Source organism: Arenicella xantha (assembly GCF_003315245.1).
In the GTDB taxonomy this organism is placed as follows: Bacteria; Pseudomonadota; Gammaproteobacteria; order Arenicellales; family Arenicellaceae; genus Arenicella; species Arenicella xantha.
This window is the reverse complement of record NZ_QNRT01000010.1, coordinates 15,316-35,133: the sequence shown is the minus strand read 5'-3', so window position 1 is coordinate 35,133 and position 19,818 is coordinate 15,316. Positions and strand designations below refer to the sequence as shown.

General features: G+C 48.0%; 19 protein-coding genes. 14 read left to right on the top strand and 5 right to left on the bottom strand.

Annotated elements, in window-relative coordinates; translation table 11 throughout:
• Nucleotide 1 precedes the first annotated feature (1 nt).
• Nucleotides 2–742 (top strand): pteridine reductase, encoded by a 741-nt coding sequence (locus DFR28_RS18850; protein ID WP_113955959.1) that lies wholly within the window; start codon nucleotides 2–4, stop codon nucleotides 740–742.
• A 119-nt stretch (nucleotides 743–861) separates the two neighbouring features.
• Here DFR28_RS18850 and DFR28_RS18845 read toward each other — a convergent pair whose 3' ends face one another.
• Nucleotides 862–1,176, bottom strand: a complete 315-nt coding sequence (locus DFR28_RS18845) for a hypothetical protein (RefSeq protein ID WP_113955958.1) — start codon at nucleotides 1,174–1,176, stop codon at nucleotides 862–864.
• A gap of 318 nt (nucleotides 1,177–1,494) precedes the next feature.
• Between DFR28_RS18845 and DFR28_RS18840 the strand changes: the two genes are divergently transcribed.
• Entirely contained in the window at nucleotides 1,495–2,163 is a 669-nt protein-coding gene (locus tag DFR28_RS18840) for a crotonase/enoyl-CoA hydratase family protein (protein ID WP_113955957.1), read from the top strand.
• 83 nt (nucleotides 2,164–2,246) lie between these two features.
• Here the strand turns inward: DFR28_RS18840 and folB are convergent, their stop codons facing one another.
• Entirely contained in the window at nucleotides 2,247–2,600 is a 354-nt protein-coding gene (folB, locus tag DFR28_RS18835) for a dihydroneopterin aldolase (protein ID WP_113955956.1), read from the bottom strand.
• A gap of 84 nt (nucleotides 2,601–2,684) precedes the next feature.
• On the opposite strand from folB, the gene plsY reads away from it, so the two are divergent.
• The 5 genes from plsY to DFR28_RS18810 all read left to right on the top strand — a co-directional run bounded on the left by plsY (nucleotide 2,685) and on the right by DFR28_RS18810 (nucleotide 8,039).
• Nucleotides 2,685–3,293 carry a glycerol-3-phosphate 1-O-acyltransferase PlsY gene (gene plsY / locus DFR28_RS18830; protein ID WP_113955955.1) on the top strand — a complete coding sequence of 203 codons (609 nt, stop codon included), beginning with the start codon at nucleotides 2,685–2,687 and terminating at the stop codon, nucleotides 3,291–3,293.
• Nucleotides 3,294–3,898: 605 nt separating this feature from the next.
• Nucleotides 3,899–5,605: a hypothetical protein gene (locus tag DFR28_RS18825; RefSeq protein WP_113955954.1), complete on the top strand. Its 1,707-nt coding sequence runs from the start codon at nucleotides 3,899–3,901 to the stop codon at nucleotides 5,603–5,605.
• A gap of 95 nt (nucleotides 5,606–5,700) precedes the next feature.
• The gene (locus DFR28_RS18820) at nucleotides 5,701–6,153 is read left to right on the top strand and encodes an ester cyclase (protein ID WP_113955953.1); all 453 of its coding nucleotides are present in this window, start codon (nucleotides 5,701–5,703) and stop codon (nucleotides 6,151–6,153) included.
• 182 nt (nucleotides 6,154–6,335) lie between these two features.
• Complete coding sequence (locus DFR28_RS18815; RefSeq protein WP_147251069.1) at nucleotides 6,336–6,623, top strand: DUF6916 family protein; 288 nt, start codon at nucleotides 6,336–6,338, stop codon at nucleotides 6,621–6,623.
• A gap of 276 nt (nucleotides 6,624–6,899) precedes the next feature.
• Nucleotides 6,900–8,039: a helix-turn-helix domain-containing protein gene (locus tag DFR28_RS18810; RefSeq protein WP_113955951.1), complete on the top strand. Its 1,140-nt coding sequence runs from the start codon at nucleotides 6,900–6,902 to the stop codon at nucleotides 8,037–8,039.
• Between the two features lie 471 nt (nucleotides 8,040–8,510).
• Here DFR28_RS18810 and DFR28_RS18805 read toward each other — a convergent pair whose 3' ends face one another.
• Nucleotides 8,511–8,936, bottom strand: coding sequence for a GFA family protein (locus DFR28_RS18805; RefSeq protein WP_113955950.1), 426 nt, complete (start codon nucleotides 8,934–8,936; stop codon nucleotides 8,511–8,513).
• A gap of 125 nt (nucleotides 8,937–9,061) precedes the next feature.
• A complete protein-coding gene (locus DFR28_RS18800; protein WP_113955949.1) occupies nucleotides 9,062–9,271 on the bottom strand; it encodes a dodecin in 210 nt (69 codons plus the stop codon).
• Nucleotides 9,272–9,381: 110 nt separating this feature from the next.
• Here DFR28_RS18800 and DFR28_RS18795 point away from each other — a divergent pair, with 110 nt between their 5' ends.
• Nucleotides 9,382–9,861 (top strand): P-loop NTPase family protein, encoded by a 480-nt coding sequence (locus DFR28_RS18795; protein WP_113955948.1) that lies wholly within the window; start codon nucleotides 9,382–9,384, stop codon nucleotides 9,859–9,861.
• 138 nt (nucleotides 9,862–9,999) lie between these two features.
• On the opposite strand, the gene DFR28_RS18790 is transcribed toward DFR28_RS18795, so the two are convergent.
• Nucleotides 10,000–11,316, bottom strand: a complete 1,317-nt coding sequence (locus DFR28_RS18790; RefSeq protein ID WP_170132185.1) for an acyltransferase family protein — start codon at nucleotides 11,314–11,316, stop codon at nucleotides 10,000–10,002.
• A 343-nt stretch (nucleotides 11,317–11,659) separates the two neighbouring features.
• Here DFR28_RS18790 and DFR28_RS18785 point away from each other — a divergent pair, with 343 nt between their 5' ends.
• The 6 genes from DFR28_RS18785 to DFR28_RS18760 all read left to right on the top strand — a co-directional run bounded on the left by DFR28_RS18785 (nucleotide 11,660) and on the right by DFR28_RS18760 (nucleotide 19,532).
• Nucleotides 11,660–12,325 carry a PspA/IM30 family protein gene (locus DFR28_RS18785; RefSeq protein ID WP_113955946.1) on the top strand — a complete coding sequence of 222 codons (666 nt, stop codon included), beginning with the start codon at nucleotides 11,660–11,662 and terminating at the stop codon, nucleotides 12,323–12,325.
• Nucleotides 12,318–13,646 (top strand): hypothetical protein, encoded by a 1,329-nt coding sequence (locus DFR28_RS18780; protein ID WP_113955945.1) that lies wholly within the window; start codon nucleotides 12,318–12,320, stop codon nucleotides 13,644–13,646. The genes DFR28_RS18785 and DFR28_RS18780 overlap by 8 nt, the downstream gene beginning before the upstream one ends.
• A gap of 301 nt (nucleotides 13,647–13,947) precedes the next feature.
• Nucleotides 13,948–17,334: a pullulanase-type alpha-1,6-glucosidase gene (gene pulA, locus DFR28_RS18775; RefSeq protein WP_113955944.1), complete on the top strand. Its 3,387-nt coding sequence runs from the start codon at nucleotides 13,948–13,950 to the stop codon at nucleotides 17,332–17,334.
• 183 nt (nucleotides 17,335–17,517) lie between these two features.
• Nucleotides 17,518–18,048 (top strand): RNA polymerase sigma factor, encoded by a 531-nt coding sequence (locus DFR28_RS18770; RefSeq protein WP_113955943.1) that lies wholly within the window; start codon nucleotides 17,518–17,520, stop codon nucleotides 18,046–18,048.
• Between the two features lie 18 nt (nucleotides 18,049–18,066).
• Nucleotides 18,067–18,657 carry a hypothetical protein gene (locus tag DFR28_RS18765; protein WP_147251067.1) on the top strand — a complete coding sequence of 197 codons (591 nt, stop codon included), beginning with the start codon at nucleotides 18,067–18,069 and terminating at the stop codon, nucleotides 18,655–18,657.
• Nucleotides 18,654–19,532 (top strand): DUF4097 family beta strand repeat-containing protein, encoded by an 879-nt coding sequence (locus tag DFR28_RS18760; protein ID WP_113955941.1) that lies wholly within the window; start codon nucleotides 18,654–18,656, stop codon nucleotides 19,530–19,532. The genes DFR28_RS18765 and DFR28_RS18760 overlap by 4 nt, the downstream gene beginning before the upstream one ends.
• The last annotated feature ends 286 nt before the right edge of the window (nucleotides 19,533–19,818 follow it).

Here is a 19,818-nt window from a genome sequence, read left to right as displayed (position 1 = left end):
AATGAACTCTTCTCCTAAAACCATATTAATTACCGGTGGAGCACGTCGCATTGGTCGACAGATTGCTCTCACCATGCACGAAGTCGGGCACAATATAGCGATTCATTATCGTTCTTCATCGTCTGAAGCTCACAGTCTCGCCACACAATTGAATGATCAACGACCGGATAGCGCAATTGCTGTGCAAGGTGACCTACTGGATCTATCTTGTATACCTGGCATGATAAAGCAATGCTTAGATCAGTTTGGTCGCTTAGATGTGGTCGTGAATAATGCGTCAACTTTCTACCCAACGCCGATCGAGCTTATTGAGGATGATTTTTGGAAAGATCTAATTGGCAGCAACCTAAAGGCGCCGGCATTTATCGCTAAAGCCGCGGTAAAGCATTTACGCGAAACGAATGGATCGATTATTAATCTGGTGGACATTCACGCACGTCATCCAATGGCGCATCATCCAATCTATTGTTCGGCCAAGGCTGGTCTCGAAATGCTGACTAAATCGCTGGCGCGAGATTTAGCGCCGAACATTCGAGTCAATGCCGTAGCGCCCGGTGCAATTCTATGGCCAGAGCACACCGCGGTGGCAGCCACTCAAACCGAAGTGCTCGAGAAAATCCCTTTGCAACGTATGGGTAAACCCGAAGATGTCGCGAAATTAGTGCGTTTTTTGGTAGATGATGCGGATTACATTACCGGTCAGATTATTGCCGTAGATGGCGGGCGATCAGTAATGTTTTAATAATGTTTGGTGTGCTGGCTTGTTTGTGTAGTCGGCCCGCACGAGCGTATTGAATAACGCTTAGAGCCAGCTGAACGTTAGGTCAAGCTGGCCCTGCAAGCTTTGCAAAATGGACTCGTTTAAGCGTCAAATTTTGCTGAGGTCACTTCGCCGGACTTGCTGATTCGACAAGTAACATTACCTAGCTCTTGGCCAGAGATGTCGCTAGCAATTCGCATACGATATTCGGTAACACGTTGAGACAGGTCATGATCCATCAGTGCTGCGTCGTTGGTTGGTGTTTCAACGCGAATTTTTTTCACGCTTACTTGTTGTGAGGCAAGTGCAGCTTCAGCGCATCGACTGAGTTCAAGGTCCAAGTCAGTGCTGGCATGGGTTGACAAAGAAGCACCTGCGATAGCAGCGCCAAGGATGAAAGATGTAAGTTTAGTCATAGCAATTTCTCCGATGTGGGAACAAACACAAAATTAAGAATTGCTAACCTCATTGATCTACTTCGTTGCACATGCAATTAGTCAGCTGGTGCTAAATTACGCCTAAACGTGATATATCGGAAGTGACATGTTTTTATATTATTAATGAATCAAAGTTATTTGATGGTGGCAAAATTGCCAAAGCTTTTAGAACATTAGCCAAGTTTTGGTTGATCAAGACTGTTGGCGAGGCATTCTCAATAATAAAAGTGCTACTGCGAAAGCGTCGCGGTGCGTTATATTCTTACCTTTGATTTTGGCAGACTTTAAGGTAGCAAGATGAAATACGAGTTATTAGATAGCGGCGTGGCGAAAATTTCGCTCGACAATGGTAAAGCGAACCCCCTCTCAAAGGAGTTGTCGGAAGGCTTAATGGATAGTCTAGAGCGTGCTAATAAAGAAGCCAAAGCCGTGTTGATTTGCGGTAATCCAGGCATGTTTTCGGCTGGGTTCGACCTAAAAGTATTGGCCCAAGGTATGGACGTGGCTAAAGGTATGCTTAATCAGGGTATGATTTTTATGGAGAAATTATACTCTCATCCGCAACCGGTGGTGATTGCCTGCGAAGGTCACGCAGTTGGAATGGGTGTTTTCATGCTATTAGCTGCTGATTATCGTGTTGGCGCTAGTGGAGAGTTTGCTATTCGACTCCCAGAAACGGCAATTGGTATGCCCTTTACACCACTCTTGAAAATTATTGCTAAGGCTCACATCGACCCTCGTCATCACGGCCAAGCGATTGTGCAGTCGCGTGCCTATGACCCGGTACTAGCCGCTCAAATTGGTATGCTTGATGAAGTGGTTGAACCTGCCCAGGTCGTCGACGTAGCGATGGCTAAAGCCGAAGAGTTAGCGAAGTTACCTGCCGACCAATTTGCCGAGAACAAACTCGACATTCGAGCCGACGAGTTGAGTGACATTCGGGTCTCGATGGGAATTGTAACGTAGCTCGGCAGGCAAGTTTTTAAGCAAGTTCTGGGAATAGTCGTTGCATCAGATATGCAGTGATTGTCCGCCTTAAGACGCCGGATCTAGTCGCGTGATCGCTCGATTATGATACCAACGTTTTTAACGCCTTTGACGGCTTGGCCTTTGTCTAAAGTTAGTTTGACTCGAGTAGTTTCGAATTCATCTAGCAGTACATTGGCTAGTCGTGTCGCGAGTGTCTCCAGTAGCTTGACGGGTGCTTCATTGGCGACCATTTGCATTCGTTCAGCAACTTTCTGGTAATCTAAGGCTTGCTCAAGATCATCATCTTGAGCGGCTTTGCTGGCATCGGTGCTCAACTCGATATCGAGTTTGAGTGTTTGTTTAATGGCTTGCTCCCATTGCCAAACGCCAATTGTGCATTTCAGCGTCAAACCTTTTAAGTAGATAGTGTCCAAATTGCTTACTCGTCTTGTTTTTGTGAGCCTTTGTCACTTTAACACAGTACAATCAGGGCATCACTAAACGCAGTTATTAATACTATGTCGGCAATTCCTCCGTTCTTATGGCCAGTGTTCGCCTATCTGATGGGTTCAATATCCAGTGCAGTTATCGTCTCCAAGCTATTTCGCTTAGATGACCCTCGTGAGGTTGGCAGTGGCAACCCCGGGGCAACCAATGTATTGCGCTCGGGAAGTAAAGCCGCGGCAATTGTTACCTTGCTGGGCGATGTTCTAAAAGGTGTGATCCCGGTTCTGCTGGCGCAATACGCTGGTGTCTCTAACGGCATGCTCGCGTTGGTCGCGATAGCAGCGTTTATGGGGCATTTGTTTCCTATCTTTTTTGGCTTCAAAGGCGGTAAAGGTGTGGCGACTGCGATAGGGGTTTATGCTGCGCTGAGCTGGCAATTATTGGCCATCTTTGTATTAGTTTGGGTCGCGACCGCGGCGTTGAGTCGGTATTCATCGTTAGCCGCGCTAGTCGCGAGTGCGGTTACTGGATTAGCCAGTTTCGCGGTATTCAATCAGCCAGATCAGCTGCAACTAATCGGTGGTGTATTCTGGATAGTGGCGTTTACTTTTCAACGGCATAAAGAAAATATTGAACGATTAAAAGCGGGCACTGAAGGAAAAATAGGTCAGAAAAAGTAAGTACCGATTGGGCCTCGCAACGAGGCCTGATGTTGAAAGAATAATTGCGGCATGGATGCCTCGCAGTACTCTGTATACCCCGCCATAACTCATTGCTAGTCCTTTTGGACTATAGACACTTGTCAAATAAATGTGAGAAAGTGTACGCACAGGATGTCAAATGCCAACCCGCAGTTGGTTGGGAATCGGGAATACGCCATGAGTTTTAAAAGACTGTTGAAGGCGGGTACGCAAAGTTTCACACGGGTTGTGTTGGGGTTGGTTGCGCCGCTACTCGTTTGGGGGGGATGGGACCCTTGCCGCTGATCACGAGATCAGCTTGGCGATCCAAACGAGTAGCGCAGCGTTATTACCATGGGTGGCAAATACCACAGCGGATTGCTGGTTCGGTTTCAGATTTAACGCTAAAACCTTTCCAGGTTGCGCATATAGCACGTACAAATGTTCACGCAGACAAGATAGTTGCGGAGGAGCATTTTCCGTCGTCAAGAATACGGAACTAGCCAACAAACGAGCCTAGTTCCCATAGAGGAGATACCGCACGAATGTCGGGACACGATTAATCTCACATCACACCATCGCTCACAGACTAAGGAGATTTTCTAATGAAGCATAAAACCCTACTCATCACCTTATTTAGCGGGCTCTTGTTTGCCTGCTCCGATCAATCCAGCACGCCGACCGATACGTCGCTTAAGCAAGCCTCAGTGGAGGTCGCCCCGGTGCCTGCGCCGCCTACAGCGCCCGTGCAAAATAAGGGAACTTGTACTGGAACCTATCCAAGCTATTGGCAAGACCCCAAATTTCCTGAGATGTATGAAGGGCAAACGGTATCAGACCAACCCATGCCGGGCTATCAAGGGCCGATATTTAGGTTGAGTGATGGCTACCCAACGGAGTTGCCTAATGAAATAGCCGATCAGCCGTGGCGTGATGCTCGGTTTGATCCGTTGTTTGACGCAAGTACTGAACCGGATATGAAGCAAAAACTCGCGTTGGAATACAGCTGGTTAGTATTGGAGTATATTTTCGCCGGCAACATCAATAGTGGTAACGTCGAAACTGATTGGGATGTATGCAACAATCCGGTTCGCGCGTGGTTCAATATTCCGTTTCAGACTTATAACGTGTTAGCCGGTCGCGAATTCACTCATGGGCTTACGCGTGAAGCGCCAGTATCATTTAGTATGAACACGTCGCCGGAACCGTTGAACGGTACGATGTGGGCGGTGGGTTTCTTCAACCCAACGGCAGCTTACACGCTCGGCACTATTTGGAAAGCGGATGGCCAACCACAAATCCCCACCGAAAACGTGTCATTCGCCGAAGGTGCAGTGGTCGGCAAGCCATTGTTCACAACTTTGTCGTCGGCACAGATGCCAATGCTAAACAATCTACCGGTCTGGAAGGCGAATATTTCATCGCCGGATTTTTGTGGCTGCAAGTCGCGGTCTGGTGCGGCGCAGTGCACCATGACCGAAGAAAGTCAGCAATGTCCTCGTAGCTTAGATAAGTACGGCCCAGTTACATTGCTCCAATTTGATCTTGCGGTAAAAGACTCACGTGCTGAAGGAACAGAATGGGTATTTGGTACCTTTGTGGCCGATGGGCAGCGCAAGGCCACCGAGCCGAGCCCGTGGAAGCGAATCTCACCACTTGGGCTAATGTGGGGCAACTCCACACCGCCTGCTGGCGTGCTGGCTTCTTCTTATCCTGAAGCGCCCCGCCAAAATGGCTTTGATGACATGGTGATTTTTTGGGATACCGTTGACATGTTGAACGAGGACGGCGGCGCCGATCAATTTGCTCATCCTGGTCATTTAGGCTGTAACGCTCGGCTTGATGGGCCGGCCGACAAAGCTTATAGCTCGTGCATGTCCTGCCATGGGTCGGCGTCGGTAGCCGATCAAAATATTAATGTACCGCCGATAGCAGCTCAGTTCGGTGGGCTTACTTCTGAATGTGCGTTGCAAGCTGCCGATGGCAGTTGGATTGATGCCAGTGGCGCCCCTGCGTCGCAGAGAGAGGTAGGCGATGTGACGATTAGTTTCCCAGAAATAGACTCGATTTTCTTTGCGAGCACGCCGGCTGCTGAGCCATACAACACTACGGTTGCTACTGAATCTGGCCCGGTTAACGTACTGCCAGGGCAGCCTAGTTATGCCAATTCGGAGCGCACTGAGTGGATATCTTTGGACTATTCATTGCAAACGTCTATTTCAATTGTTCAGTGGAAACAATGGCAGCAACATGCCGTTGATCCCAAGCCGGCTCATTTGGATGTGCATCAAGCGAAGTTACCGCGACGCTAGCACTTGAGAACTGAGTGGCCGTGTTAGCAGACGGTCACTCAAGTTCGTTATTGCCTGTTTAATTTAAATCAAGAATACCCTTATAGGAGTCCATTATGTCGCAAGCTGTTTCCCGAGGAGTCTGTTTGATTGCCATCATCGTGCTGACCAGTTCGTGTGTACGAAAAGAAGTCGACGCCGTTATTAATAAGGAGGCGACACGGATATTTTTTAATGGCGTATTTAATGATGGTATTACCGACATCGTTAAATTAAGTCTTGCTGATAACTATACGTACAACGGACATCCATCAAAGGTGGACGGCACGATCAACTGGGCCAAGTCGTTGCGCGCAGCCTATCCAGACTTGCACTTCACGATCAATGATTTGATTGGCGAAGGTCATAAAGTCGCAATCCGCTGGACTATGACGGGTACCGGGTCAGATGGCGTGAAAATGACGACCTCTGGTACCAACATCATTACCTTTAAGGACGGTAAGGCGGTTTCAAATTGGCAGAATGGCGGAACCTCGGCCGACTTACATCCGGCTTCCGCAGGAACTTAGCGCACCTAGCGTAACGCGTGACCGACTTAAATCATAAAGTGCTAATGGAATAGCCGTGCGGTCGAGGCGATGAATGAATATACTTACGTTTCAGATGTCCGGTTTGCCGTGTATTGATGGGGAGCGAAGCAGGCTGGAATTTTTGCTATGTTGTTATAAGTATGTTGTTAAAAGAGAGTTTCATGAAGACAAAACAAGACTACGAGCAGCGATTAAACGAGTCGTTTAGCATTGAATTAGAGCAAGCGCGTCTAGACCTCGCCTTGATTGAAGTGAGTAGCGTTTCAGCTGATACGGTTGAAAGTGGACAGAAAGAACCGTTTTCGGCCGTCTTTCGCTCTGACAACCAAGATATTCTCGAGCAAGGGACTTATACATTAACGCATTCAGAGGTTGGTGATTTGTTGCTATTTTTAGTGCCAATTGGTCCGGATCAGGCTGGTATGTGTTACGAAGCCGTGTTTACCTAGATCGTCGGGTCAGTTTCTGGTTGGTTAGATTTAGCCTTGGGCGCTGAGTCTGTGGTTCGGTTTTGCCCCGCTAAATTGTGCGATTAATGCCAATCCACATCTTTCTTTTTTGCCACAACCTAGGTAGCTTATAACGGATTCGAAGGTTACTCGGAAGGTTGCTAGAGAAGAGCGACCTTCACCGGATTGGTTGGCAGCGGTGAGCAAGGGTCGGTATCGCTATGTTCTCAGTTTTAAACTCCCCAGGATAAGTCTTGTGCTTCAAAAGGTCGTAGAATGTTTGCTGCAATAATTTCAGCGTTAGCGCTAGGAATTTCTGCGTTTTCGGCACACTTGCTAGCGCGCCGCATTGCGCATTCAAATGTGTATCTGCCATTAGCACTCTTTTTTGCAGCCAACGCGGTGGTACAGTTTTGTTTGATTGTTCGTGAACCGCTTGTCGTGCCTGGCATGGTTCCGTACTTGCCTGAAATAACGCTGTTTAAATTAGTTGTGGAGCTTACGTTACCGCCGCTCTTTTGGATCTATGTGCGCGAACTCACCTCAGAGCATTCGCGCGGTTGGCGCAAAACAGATATTGGCCATTTTGTTGTGCCATTGTTGCCAGCTGTAATATTGGCGTTAGTGGTGACGGTATGGGGAGCTGGCGCAAATTCGCCTACTGACCTGACAACAGGTCAGCGATTTTTAGGTTGTGTTAACGCGATTCTGAATATCTTGGCGCTGATGCAATTTTGTGTCTATGTGGTGTTTCTCATGGTTCGCCTGTCTGGGTATCGGCGAAAATTAATGGATCTCTTTGCGAGTACCGAAGACCTGGAGCTAAACTGGTTTCGCTCGGCTCTTTGGCTAATAGTGATTAATGTAGGCCTAGAATTAGGTGCCGAAATTTTGTATGCCCTGTATGGCATGTCGAACCCATATTACCCTTGGAACGGTTTAGCGCGTGTCGCCGCAATTTGGTTCTTTGCCGCGTGGGGGTTGCGCCAGCGTCCTGGTTTGAGAATTGAGATTGCCAAAACACGGGACGATCACTCAGTCGCCAAAAAGTATGAAAAATCGGCTTTGAGTCCTGAGCAGTTGCGTGCTGTTTCTGACAAAATCCGCCGCGCTTTGGAGTTAGACAAACAATATCGTGACGAAAATCTGTCGTTACGTGCTTTGTCTGAGCAAATCGGTGAGTTACCCAATTACGTATCTCAGGCTCTTAATACTGATATCAATGAAACTTTCTTTGACTACGTAAATCGCTTGCGTGTGCTTGAGGCCATGGAGCGGCTTAAGTCGACTGAGGACACTGTGTTAATGATAGCGAACGAGGTTGGTTTTAACTCTCGCTCATCATTTTATAGTGCTTTCAAAAAAGTCACCGGCCAGACTCCAACTGCGTATAGATTGGCATCCAATGCCAATTAAGGTGTCCTTCCCGTCACGATCAGACGATTCGTACAGCGAACTTTGCTCTAATAACAGTGCGGATTTTCGACATCACACTTATGTAGGGTGATTGTTGCTCGCATTACTCAACGTGCTCGGTAGCTCCTTCGCGTTTGAGTTTGGGTCGCAGTTGCAAAAATTATGTGGTTGTAATTTGAGCATGTTTCGTTCAAGAACACAGGTGTAATAATCTTCGTGTCGCTTTGTAGGAGAGGGACTCGGGTTGGTTTTTGCATCTGGCTAAAATTGCGTTTCGAGATCCGTAGGCGAAACATTTTTATGGCTCGCTTTGTTCGCTCTATTTTATCCTGGTGGAGTTGGGCAGAAGTTAAGAGAGTGGTAACCGATAGTATGCGTATCTACTGGTTGCCACTCTTTTTTTATGTCTAGACAAGGTCGTTATGGAAAGTTGCTAAGAAGAGCCGGTATGAAAAGTCCAATCGATCATATTTAAGATGGCTCTCGACCTTCAGCGAATTGCAGTAGATCGTCATTAACTTCAAACCAATCGGCCTTGTAGTTTAGATAGATGTGGGCATCGGGCTTACAGTCGAGCTCACTATCGAGTGTTCCTAAAGAGAATTCCACGATGTCCTCCCCGCCGCGTGCTTGCGCGAAGGTCAAGCTCGAACCGCAGTCGCTACAAAACTGACGTTTACTGCCATTTTGTGCAACATAAGTTTTTAGTTTATGTTCGCCACTGGTCCATCTAAACTTGTCGGCAGGTACTTCGCCGAAGGTGGAAAAGGCGGCTCCGCTAAATTTGCGGCACATGCCACAATGACAATTTCCTATAGTATGGCGCAGAGTCTCTGCTTGGTATCGAATGGCCCCGCACAAGCAACTTCCAGTGAGGTTGGTTTGACTGCTGTACATAACTTGAACTCCCGAACTGTTTTTAGGTTGAGATTAACAAGTTAGTAGTTTACGTGTTTTGCGCCCCTAGATAGTTGCTAGCTAAGAGCGCTTGCTATATTTACCGAGGCTAACCGTAAGTGTGATCAATCCTCGAGACGAAAACCAACTTTCAACGTCACTTGATAGTGACCAACCTTGCCATCTTTTATGTGACCCCGAGTTTCTGTTACCTCGAACCAGTCTAGATGCTTGATGGTCTTAGATGCACGCGCAATTGCATTCTCAATTGCGTCTTCTAAACTTGTTTTAGATGATCCTACGATCTCTGCTTTTTTATAGACATGATCACTCATAGTAAACTCCTTAATTTGAATTAGTCACATGACTATAATAGTGTCTACCGTGGCCACGTCTTGTGAATTAATAAATGGCCTGTGATTGAGCTACTGAGGGGAGGTGGTAGTTGAAGAAAATTTTGATCTTTGGAAATTCAGGTGCCGGTAAATCAACGCTCGCTGGTAAATTAAGCGATGCCGATGGGTTGTCGCATTTGGATCTCGATACACTGGCATGGAAGCCATGTATGCCGCCTGAGAGAAAGCCACTAAACGAATCTGCCGCACTGATCTTAGAGTTTATTGAGTCGAATACTGCTTGGGTTATTGAAGGCTGTTACGCTGACTTACTGGAAATAGCGATGCCCTTCTCGAACCAGATTATTTTTCTTAAGCTCCCGATAGATGCTTGTATCGATAATGCACGGCAGCGACCATGGGAGCCGCATAAATACCCATCAAAGGCAGCGCAAGATAATAATCTGGCGATGCTAGTTGATTGGATATCACAATATTCTGATCGGAATGATACGTTCTCAGAGCGTGCGCATACCGAGCTTTACGAGCGATATATGGGGAAAAAACGCATCATTACTCAAAATGAATAGCGAACCTGACGGACACCTTTTGTGTGTAGAGCACACTAAAGGTGTCGCCAAAATTGCTCAGTCAACCGGTCTGTTAACTACGTGAGTGAGCGTATAACGGTAGAGCATAAAGACAGTAGACCAAGCGTTTGTGCAATGCTATTTACTTATCCGTTTTCCCATAACCGAGATCAGCACGGCTCCTAATACGGGTAAACATACGGCGATCCAATTCATGCCCATTGGGCCATCGCCGACCACGCCGCCGCCAGCTAAGAGTGCAAGGCCAGCGCAAGTCAAAATGGCACTGAGCATTACAACAGCTAGATAATTAGTTCTAGGATTGCTGGAACCGACTACTCGCTCGAGCCATAAGAATAGTGGTAAGCCAAGCATCATAAATGCAAAGAACACGCTTACCCAAACAGGTCGCAATGCCCACCATTGACCCGTGCCAGGCGCAGCGAAAAACACCTGGGGAATTACCCAAAAGCAAAATCCAATAAGCAGCATCATTACCGTGCTGTGCCATAAAAATATCGGCATAATCAGACCGTTTACCAATACCGTGCTGGTCCAAACCTTAGCGTGTGATAACCAGCGGCGCATCGGTCCCTCGAGCATCAATAGCAGACCTATTTGGGTCAGGCCAAGTGCAATCAGTGGTAATTTAGGCGGAGTGGTATTGCTCAGTGCTTGGCCTGGAACGCCTACCAAACTGGTCGGGTACGGGCCGAACTGTGTGAGTAAAATGAGTGCAGTAATGCCGACGATGGCAATACAAGTGGATTGAGCTAGGCCGCCCAACTTACCTTCTTGCCATGCATAGCCCATTTGATGAACAGCGCCCCAAACAAATAGATAATTGAACCACGCAAGTGACTGATAATCGGTATTAAAGAATAGCCAATCACCACCGACTGCTAGCAACAGGGGCACAATGATGCTGAGAATACCGAATTTTCGCCAGGCTGATCGCGTCAACGGTACTAACATTACGATGACAAAGTAGATGGCTAGAAACCACACTGGTACCAGCGATACTTGCGAGCCGATTTCAATGAACTTTGGGTGGACCTGAGTGACGTAGCCAACTACGCCCAAGATTCCCCACAACACGACTAGCGGGATCACCGGTCCGAGCAGGCGGCGCATTCGAGATTCCAACCAAACGGAATAAGACTGATTGCGTTTTTGTGCACCGTCCCATGACACACCATTCGAAAACCCTCCGACGAAAAAGAACACCGGCATAACTTGGAAGATCCAAGTTAACCAGCGTGACCAAGGCTGAACCTGAAGTAAGTGGTCCATGCTTGGTACGCCAGCTTGAAAATACGGTGCGGCCATTATCCAGTGGCCGAAAACCACGGCCCCAATTGACAGTGCTCGGAGTAGATCGACGTAGCGATTACGTTCGGCTGGTGTTTGCGCGGCCATTTCGGCTGCGCGCGTCCACATTCGTGTTTGTTGCATGTATTGCCTCTTTGTCTTTCGATGTGCGTGGTGAACCAATACCGACATCATTTTAAAAATCGATACTACAGCGCGGGTAATTAATTCCAAAGCAATATCGATGTTCAGCAGTTTATAACTTGTCTACGCAGCAGCGCTGCTGACTGATGGTTCTGGCTGTTGAGTGGCTACTTTACTTGTGATTGATGCTTTGGCTGGTGCTATTGGGTTAAGTGCCAATATATTAAACTTTTAGTGCTCGATATATGACTTTCTTCATTTAGGTTGCCTTAATCTGCCCCTCGACACACGATGTCCTCAGTCTAAAAAGTAAATCAACGTATTGCCGATACAGGAGGCACCAATGAAATTGATTAAAAGACTATCCACAACGATCTCCGCTACGCTCGATTCAGCCGTCGGGCAGCTCGAAAATCATGACGCTATTGTTGAGGCGACAATTAAACAAACACGTCAATCGGTAGCCAAGACTAAAGCCCGTATTAACACACTACAACAACAGTTAAATGCCTATGAGCGTCAGTTGACCGAAGCACGTGAGCAGTACTCATTGTGGACAGAGCGCGCGGCCAAGTTGGCAGAAACGGATCAGGCAAAGGCACTGCAGTGCGTCGCGCGGCGTAATCAATATGAAGCCGAGGTCGGGCGCCTTAATTATGCGGCGGGACAACAACGAGAGTTAATTCGAGACGTGTCTCATAACCTATCTAAGTTACAAAGCAAGCTCGATGAAATGACGCATAAACACAATCTAATGCGCTCACGTCAGACCGTTGCAGACGTTAATCGAGCGGTGGCGCATGTACGCAATGATGAAAGCATTAGCGAAACATTTGAGCGTTGGGAGTCGGTGGTCCTTGAGCATGAATTTGCGGTGAGTGATGCGTGTTCGCGCGATGCACTCGATGTTGAGCTTACACGGGTAGAGGATGAAGCTGATTTATTGATGCAGTTAAAGCTGATTCAAGCTGAATCAGCAACCAATCAACCGGAGAAAACTCATGAATAGCATCGACTCTCAAGCTATTGATCGTTCAATGGTAACTAGCAAACCATCGGTTTTTGAGGCCTTGTTAAGGGTAACGTCATTGTCGCAAGTGCTACGGTTTATCGGTGCTTGCGCCGTTATCGCATCCATGTCGCTCTTTATGTTCAAGGGTTGGAGCGAGGGGAATGATATCTCGCGTTATTTGAAGCTGTTAGCGCAAACTGGCTTATTGACAGGCGTCGGCCTGCTGTTAACTTTTGTGGTGAAGGAGGTAAAAGGCGCACGGGTATTTTTTGGACTCAGCTTGTTTTCAGTGGTCGCCAATTTTACCATTTTGGGCGCGCTTACCTACTCCATGGTGCAGTGGGACGGGCATCTGGCTAATTATCCAAGCGTCATGCAGTGGGTAGTGGTTGATCCAATGATGTTTTTGCCGGTGTTCTGCGGGGCGCTCGTCGCATTGTCGCTGGTGGCTTATTTTAGTTTCAGTATCTTCGCGCGTCGTATTGCGGGGCCGTTGACGCTTGGCTTTCTGGTATTGTCGTCGGCATTATTGATTCCTGTGCGTAGTTCATTGGGCGTCTGTTTAATTGTCGGTGTATCGATATTAGCGGCAGTGTTATTGGTTAAGCGCTTGCGCGCTACCGAGAACCTAGTATTGACGTTAGAAGGCAAGGCTTCGCTCGCTATTCTCTTTCTACCGGCAGCGATTATATTGATCCGCGCGTTGAGTTTGTACCATGTGGATGCGGTCATGATGGCTTGTTTGAGTGGTTTGGCCTATGTTGCGCTGCGTGCACTGAGTCAGCTATTCAATACGCCGAATGTGGTAAGCCGAACAGTGCGTATATTCCATGCTCTGACTGGGCTGGTGTTTGCTTTTTGGGCCGTTGACCTGCTATCTATTGGTCATGAAGCGCTAGCTTTTGCGGGATTTTTGGCACTTTCCTATGGCTTGCTAATCGATCAGCTAAAGGGTTCGAATGACGCTGTCTGGAACACTTGGAACCTCAATGTGACTGGCTTCATTTTGGCTTTTGGGGCTTTATGGATTGCTATTCTCGATGGTGGAATGGGTTGGCAGTTGTGCGCCTTAGTCGCCGCAGTCGGTTCATTAGTAGCTAGCTGGTTGACACGTGGCCAGGTGCCGAATAACCAAGTGGCGGTGCTGTCAGGAAAGATTGCTACGTTCGGTGCTTTGGCTTTATTGCTAATTGAGGTAGTGCAAGTTGCCGATTTGAGTAACTGGATGTTAATCGGAATCGTCGGTGTAACGCTTATTTTAGGTGCTTCGTTGTACGAGCGTTTTGGCCTGCGTTTAAGTGGATCTAAAAGCGACTAGCCGCGCGGGCTGTTTAAGCTCGCTGAGGGGAGTAACACGTAAAAGGTGTTGCTCCCCTTTTTTCCGCTTTATATGTTCAAACTCGATTTCAATGCATAGTCTAGGAGGTGCACCGAGGCACTGATTGTTCCTGCATACGTATTCAATTTAAATTTGTGATCAGTTAGCTGACAATGGCCTAGCTTGTACAAATGAGACTGCTGGGTTACGGCAGCGCTGTTGAGCAAAGGGAGTCACCATAACAAGAAGTCCGCCGACTTTAACGAGGCAGAACTTTACCCTACTGATTGAGGATACCCCCATGGATACCACTTTGATGGACACCGCTTCGACGGCTACCGCTCCGATCGAGCGTTCTTTTACACTACGCACATTGAGCGCCTGCAAAACAGTGCTTGCGAGTACTTTCTTTGTCGGCGCTATGGTAACCGCGCCGCTTGGTTTTAGCGCCGACACACCAGACCCAACTGTGGTCGCCATACCCGGAAGTTTTCAAGCCAGCCTAGGCTGCTCTGGCGACTGGCAGCCAGATTGTTCAGCCACATACCTTACACTCAATGCAACGGCAGATGTGTGGCAAGCGACCTTTAGCTTGAGCGCTGGGGCGTATGAATATAAGGCGGCTCTGAATAATAGTTGGGATGAAAACTATGGACAAAATGCGGCTCGCAACGGCCCGAATTTGCAGCTATCTTTGGACGTGCCTAGCGACGTTAGTTTCTATTATGATCATGCAAGCCATTGGGTCACAGATAGCCTCAGTGCGCGTATCGCGATTGCGGCTGGAGACTTCCAGCAGGCACTAGGTTGCAGTGGTAACTGGCAGCCTGATTGCCTAAATTCTTGGCTAAAGGACCCTGATGGTGATGGTGTCTATACGCTGATTTCGACCGCAATAACCGCCGGTGATTATCAAGCAAAGGTAACGATCAATCAGAGTTGGGATGAAAACTATGGCGACGGTGGCTATCCAAATGGAGCCAATATTGCGTTTACCGTGCCTCACGATAACGCCGCAATGTATTTCAGTTTTGATTCGGCCAGCAATAAGCTCAGCATTACAGTAGGCGGCGCGCCGGCTGGGGATCTTGCAACTGCGCGAGCGCATTGGCTCGATGCGAATACTATCGCTTGGGATACACCGATAGCCGATGGCGACGTGCTGGTGTTGCACGCCAGTGCGGACGCGAGTCTGGCTCTGACCCCCGACGGTGTGACCGGCGGCAGTGATTATCCGGTTCTGGTTGCGGGCTCATTAAGCCCCGCGGTACAAGAAAAGTTTCGTCACCTCTCAGCTTACTCGGCGTTTAGTATCGCGACCCTTGATGACACTACACGTCGTCAACTATTGAAATCGCAGTTAGCAATCTCGGTGATGGATGCGCAAGGGAATCTTAAAGATGCCACCAGTATCCAAACCCCAGGCGCGTTAGATGCATTATTTCAGTATGACGGCCAGCTAGGTCCGGTGGTTAATGAGCATAGTGTGGCAGCACATGTGTGGGCGCCTACCGCGCAGAATGTCGAGCTGTTGCTATTTGATTCCAGTGAGCAGACTGAACCGAGTCAGATTCTACCAATGACCGAAAACAGCGAAACCGGAGTTTGGTCAGCCACCGATATCGGCGACTGGAATCGAAAGTTTTATCAGTATCGCGTAACCGTTTACACCAAAATCACCAGAGCGATAGAAGTTAACGACGTGACCGATCCTTATTCTTTAAGTCTTGCTGAGAATAGTCGTTTGAGTCAGTTTGTTGACTTGGCTGATTCAGATCTAAAACCACGCGGTTGGAATCATTTAGCTAAGCCGCGATTGCGTGCGCCTGAAGACATAACGATCTATGAACTGCACGTGCGTGACTTCAGTATTAGTGATGAATCTGTTGCTGCTGCCGAGCGCGGAACGTTTAAAGCATTTACTCGTAATCGCAGTCGCGGCATGCGTCACTTACGCCAATTGGCGAATGCTGGTTTGTCACACATTCACTTGTTACCAGCATTTGATATTGCGTCAGTGGATGAAAATCGAGATCAACAGGTCGCCATTGCTGACGATTTAAGCGCGTATGCGCCTGATTCGGCGGTTCAGCAACAAGCGGTCGCTGATGTACAAAATCAGGATGGTTTCAATTGGGGCTATGACCCGCTGCATTTCAACGTGCCGGAAGGTAGCTACAGTACTGATCCTGATGGTGTGCAGCGGATCGTTGAGTTTCGCGAGATGGTCAAGAACCTAAATCGTCGAGGCCTGAGAGTGGTGATGGATGTGGTGTATAACCACACTTCTTCATTTGGTCAGTTTGACCAGTCGGTGTTAGATAAAATTGTGCCGCAGTACTACCATCGCTACAACGCTGATGGCGACTTGGAGATGAGTACTTGTTGCGCCAACACCGCTACCGAGCATCGGATGATGGAAAAGCTGATGATCGATTCTTTGCTGGTCTGGGCTAAAGCCTACAAAGTTGACGGCTTTCGTTTTGACATCATGGGGCATCACAGCAAACAGAATATTCTCGCGGTGCGTGCCGCGCTCGATGCGTTAACGATGGCCGATGACGGAGTCGATGGTAAGAGTATTTACCTCTATGGCGAAGGCTGGAACTTCGGCGAGGTGGCTAACAACGCACGTTTTGAACAAGCGACTCAACTGAACATGGCTGGAACCGGTATCGGTTCTTTCGATGATCGCGGTCGTGATGCGATACGCGGTGGCAATCCGTTTGGTGGTTATCGCGATCAAGGTTTCGGAACCGGCTTGCACACAAACCCGAACGGTTTCGGAGATGATCGATTCAGCGAGCTGATGGTGCTGGCTGATCGTACTCGCAGCAGTCTGACTGGAGGCTTAAAAGATTATGCGTTTGAAACGCATACCGGCGAGGTTTTGTCCGCGTCTGAAATAGATTACTCAGGGCTGCCGACTGGCTATACCGAAGATCCACAAGAACAGATTGCCTACATCGCGGCGCATGATAATGAAACCTTGCTCGATGGGATTCAGCTCAAAGCACCGGCGTCAGCCACGATAGCTGATCGCGCGCGGATGCAAAACTTTAGCACTTCGTTAGTGATGTTAGGGCAAGGAATCCCGTTTATTCATGCGGGTCAGGAATTTCTACGTTCTAAATCGATGGACCGAGATAGTTACAATTCGGGCGACTGGTTCAATGCGATTGACTGGACCTTCAACGAATCGGGTTGGGGTAAGGGGCTACCAATTGCTGAGAAGAATGAAGACAAGTGGAGCATTATGGCGCCCTTGCTGGCAAACCCAGACCTTAAACCAACACCGTGGTTACAGTATCAGTCGAGTCGTTATTTTCGTGAGCTGTTGAATATTCGTTACAGTTCTTCATTGTTTCGTTTGCGTGACAGAGACAGCATTGTCGAGCAGGTGAGCTTTATGAATACCGGGCCGTCACAAACACCAGGCTTGATTGTGATGCGATTGAAAGATGACTCCTCATGGTGGCGTCGCGAAGTCGTTGTATTGTTCAACGGCAGTAATCAAAGCATAGAGTTCGGCAACGCGGAGTTGGATGCACGATATTACTTTTTGCATCCTACGCAGCGCTGGTCAATTGATGCTCCGACTCGACAATCGCGGTATCAGCAGGGAGTGTTTTCGGTACCCGCTATGACTACCGCGGTCTTTGTCGGTCATCGCGGCTGGTATCACTAAGCACGATAACTAATAGTGTTTATCTAGGTGGCCCTCAGTTAATGTGACACTGTCATATTTTCTTTGGCCTTGGATTTGGCGGTGTTCTCAGGAACACCGCCTTTTTTTGTGGTTTTTTGATAGCCTGTGTAAACCTTTCGCTAACAGATCACGTCTTACTTCTAAACATATGAGAGTTTAGTTTTGCAATCAGCCGAGCAGCAACTGGTCTTACGTAGTAAAAACGGCGACCAGACAGCCTACGAGAAGCTATACCGCGATAATGTGGGGAAGGTTTACGCCCTGTGTAGGCGGATGTGTGGACAGAAAGAGTTGGCTGAAGATTTGACGCAAGAGGCGTTTATTCGAGCCTGGCAAAAGCTCGGTAGTTTTCGTGGCGATAGTGCCTTTGGTAGTTGGCTGTATCGTCTCACCAGTAATGTAGTTATTGGTCACATGCGTAAACATGCAAAGTGGCAAGAAGAGAATTTTGAAGATCATGCACACGAAGAGTTATTGGGAACTCAGCATACTGAGAACTATGTTGGTGATATTGAGAAAGCCTTGAAGGGCTTATCCGAGCAAGCTCGCGTTGTGTTGATTTTGTATGAGTATCTTGGCTATCAACATAATGAAATATCCGAGTTAACCGGCATGGCGATTGGAACATCAAAAACCCATTTACACCGAGCCAAAGCGTACTTAAACAAGCGCGCTCAGGCCCAAGCGAGTTAAGTAATTATGATCAAATCAATGAACGACAATTCAGCTAAGCAAGCGCTTGAAGCCCTTGACTGGGATGTTCAGCCTGAGCGTGATCTCTGGCCAGACATTCATTCAAACATTCGCTTTTCTGGCAAACCTGAAGTAATGCCAGAAACCAATGAGGATCACGCAGTTGCATCGAGTACGTCTAAAGCGCGCTCTGTGCCATGGGGGCCGATGTCGTTGGCGGCTTGCATGTTAATGGCCTTTGGCGCATTTGTGATGTCTGCCATGTCGTTTCAACGATCACAAGCGACCTACGAACTGCAAGCCAGTTATGTCGAATTTCAGAAAAGCCAAATAAGTTTGATTGATCAGCAGCACGCACATGTTCGAGCGCAGTTTGTTGACATGTTGGCGGGAGAACATGGCCCTATCGACCCTGGCGTCGCGGCTGAAGTTCGTTCGGTGTTGTTGACCATTGATCAGGCATCGCTGGAGCTCAAGCAGGCTATTTTGGCGGAGCCAACCAATAAGAACTATTCAACCATGTTGGCACGTACTTATCAGCAAGAGCTCAACATGCTAAACAAATTTAAAAAACAAGGTGGCTCGCCATCTAGAGAGGTATCACTATGAAAACATTATTAGCGCTGATTCTATTCGCCGCGGCGTTCGACGCCCAGGCTGAACAGATCGACAAAACATTAACCGCCGACGCGGATGGTGACATCCGGATCGAAGTGATTGAAGGTAAAGTCTTGGTCGAAGGTTGGGATAAGTCTGAAATTCGCGTTAAAGGCGACATACCTAATGCGGAAGAATTTGTGTTTAAAACTTCTGGCAGCCAAACCAAAATAGAAGTTGAATCGAAGCACGGCTTTTGGGGCGGGCGTAGAGGTGGTGGATATGCCAAATTGGTAGTCTATGCGCCACGCGACAGCGCGATTAATATTGAAGGTGCATCCAGCTCATTCGTAATAACCGGCATGAATGGTAAGGTCGATGCGAGCTCGATGAGTGGCGACATTACCTTAAAAGGCGGGCGCGGAAAAATCGAACTCGAATCGGTCAGTGGTGATATTGAAGTTATTGATGCACAGGGCCGAATCAATCTGTCGTCAGTGAGTGGTGATATTGCCGCCAAGGTTGAGGCAGAATACTTCGAGGCGCAATCAGTCTCAGGCAGTATTGATGCTTCGATCGGGCAATCTGATCGCGTCCAACTTTCCTCTGTGTCAGGCGACATCGACTTGGTGTTTGAAATGAAAGAAGGTGGTGAGTTAGATGCTGATACCGTGAGCGGTAATATTGATGTTCAGTTTCTTAATAAAGACTTAAATGCGACGTTCGAAATCGAGACTGGCCCCGGCGGCGATGTACGAAATCGAATTACCGAGGATAAAAGCACCAGTTTTATGTCGTTCTCCGGATCCCTTGAATTCAAAATTGGTAAGGGCAAAGGTTCAGTTGATCTTGAGACAATGAGTGGCACCATCGAAATAGATCACTAAAGCGCAAGCGCAAACACTGAGTGCCGGTACCCACTCAGTGTTTGACGCGAGTCCAAATTTTGTCCAAGGATTGTGGACGCCAATATTCCTGAAGCCGCGACATTCCCTTCCCTGTTTTTTAGTATTCCCCGCTAGCATTTGCTTACTTGGTAGAGCTCGCGCTACGGAATTAGGTTTCGGTCTTTTGTTTAACATATGACAAGTTACGTGAATCGGGGTACTATCGACGTAGTGCTCTGTCTGCCAACTATTTTTTGTGATGAGGTGCACCGAGCGAGGATCTGAC

Excerpts from the sequence above, each read along its gene's own strand:
- DFR28_RS18850 (WP_113955959.1), top strand. The coding sequence starts at position 2 with ATGAACTCTTCTCCTAAAACCATATTAATTACCGGTGGAGCACGTCGC.
- DFR28_RS18845 (WP_113955958.1), bottom strand. The coding sequence starts at position 1,176 with ATGACTAAACTTACATCTTTCATCCTTGGCGCTGCTATCGCAGGTGCT.
- DFR28_RS18840 (WP_113955957.1), top strand. The coding sequence starts at position 1,495 with ATGAAATACGAGTTATTAGATAGCGGCGTGGCGAAAATTTCGCTCGAC.
- plsY (WP_113955955.1), top strand. The coding sequence starts at position 2,685 with ATGTCGGCAATTCCTCCGTTCTTATGGCCAGTGTTCGCCTATCTGATG.
- DFR28_RS18825 (WP_113955954.1), top strand. The coding sequence starts at position 3,899 with ATGAAGCATAAAACCCTACTCATCACCTTATTTAGCGGGCTCTTGTTT.
- DFR28_RS18820 (WP_113955953.1), top strand. The coding sequence starts at position 5,701 with ATGTCGCAAGCTGTTTCCCGAGGAGTCTGTTTGATTGCCATCATCGTG.
- DFR28_RS18815 (WP_147251069.1), top strand. The coding sequence starts at position 6,336 with ATGAAGACAAAACAAGACTACGAGCAGCGATTAAACGAGTCGTTTAGC.
- DFR28_RS18810 (WP_113955951.1), top strand. The coding sequence starts at position 6,900 with ATGTTTGCTGCAATAATTTCAGCGTTAGCGCTAGGAATTTCTGCGTTT.
- DFR28_RS18805 (WP_113955950.1), bottom strand. The coding sequence starts at position 8,936 with ATGTACAGCAGTCAAACCAACCTCACTGGAAGTTGCTTGTGCGGGGCC.
- DFR28_RS18800 (WP_113955949.1), bottom strand. The coding sequence starts at position 9,271 with ATGAGTGATCATGTCTATAAAAAAGCAGAGATCGTAGGATCATCTAAA.
- DFR28_RS18790 (WP_170132185.1), bottom strand. The coding sequence starts at position 11,316 with ATGCAACAAACACGAATGTGGACGCGCGCAGCCGAAATGGCCGCGCAA.
- DFR28_RS18785 (WP_113955946.1), top strand. The coding sequence starts at position 11,660 with ATGAAATTGATTAAAAGACTATCCACAACGATCTCCGCTACGCTCGAT.
- DFR28_RS18780 (WP_113955945.1), top strand. The coding sequence starts at position 12,318 with ATGAATAGCATCGACTCTCAAGCTATTGATCGTTCAATGGTAACTAGC.
- pulA (WP_113955944.1), top strand. The coding sequence starts at position 13,948 with ATGGATACCACTTTGATGGACACCGCTTCGACGGCTACCGCTCCGATC.
- DFR28_RS18765 (WP_147251067.1), top strand. The coding sequence starts at position 18,067 with ATGAACGACAATTCAGCTAAGCAAGCGCTTGAAGCCCTTGACTGGGAT.
- DFR28_RS18760 (WP_113955941.1), top strand. The coding sequence starts at position 18,654 with ATGAAAACATTATTAGCGCTGATTCTATTCGCCGCGGCGTTCGACGCC.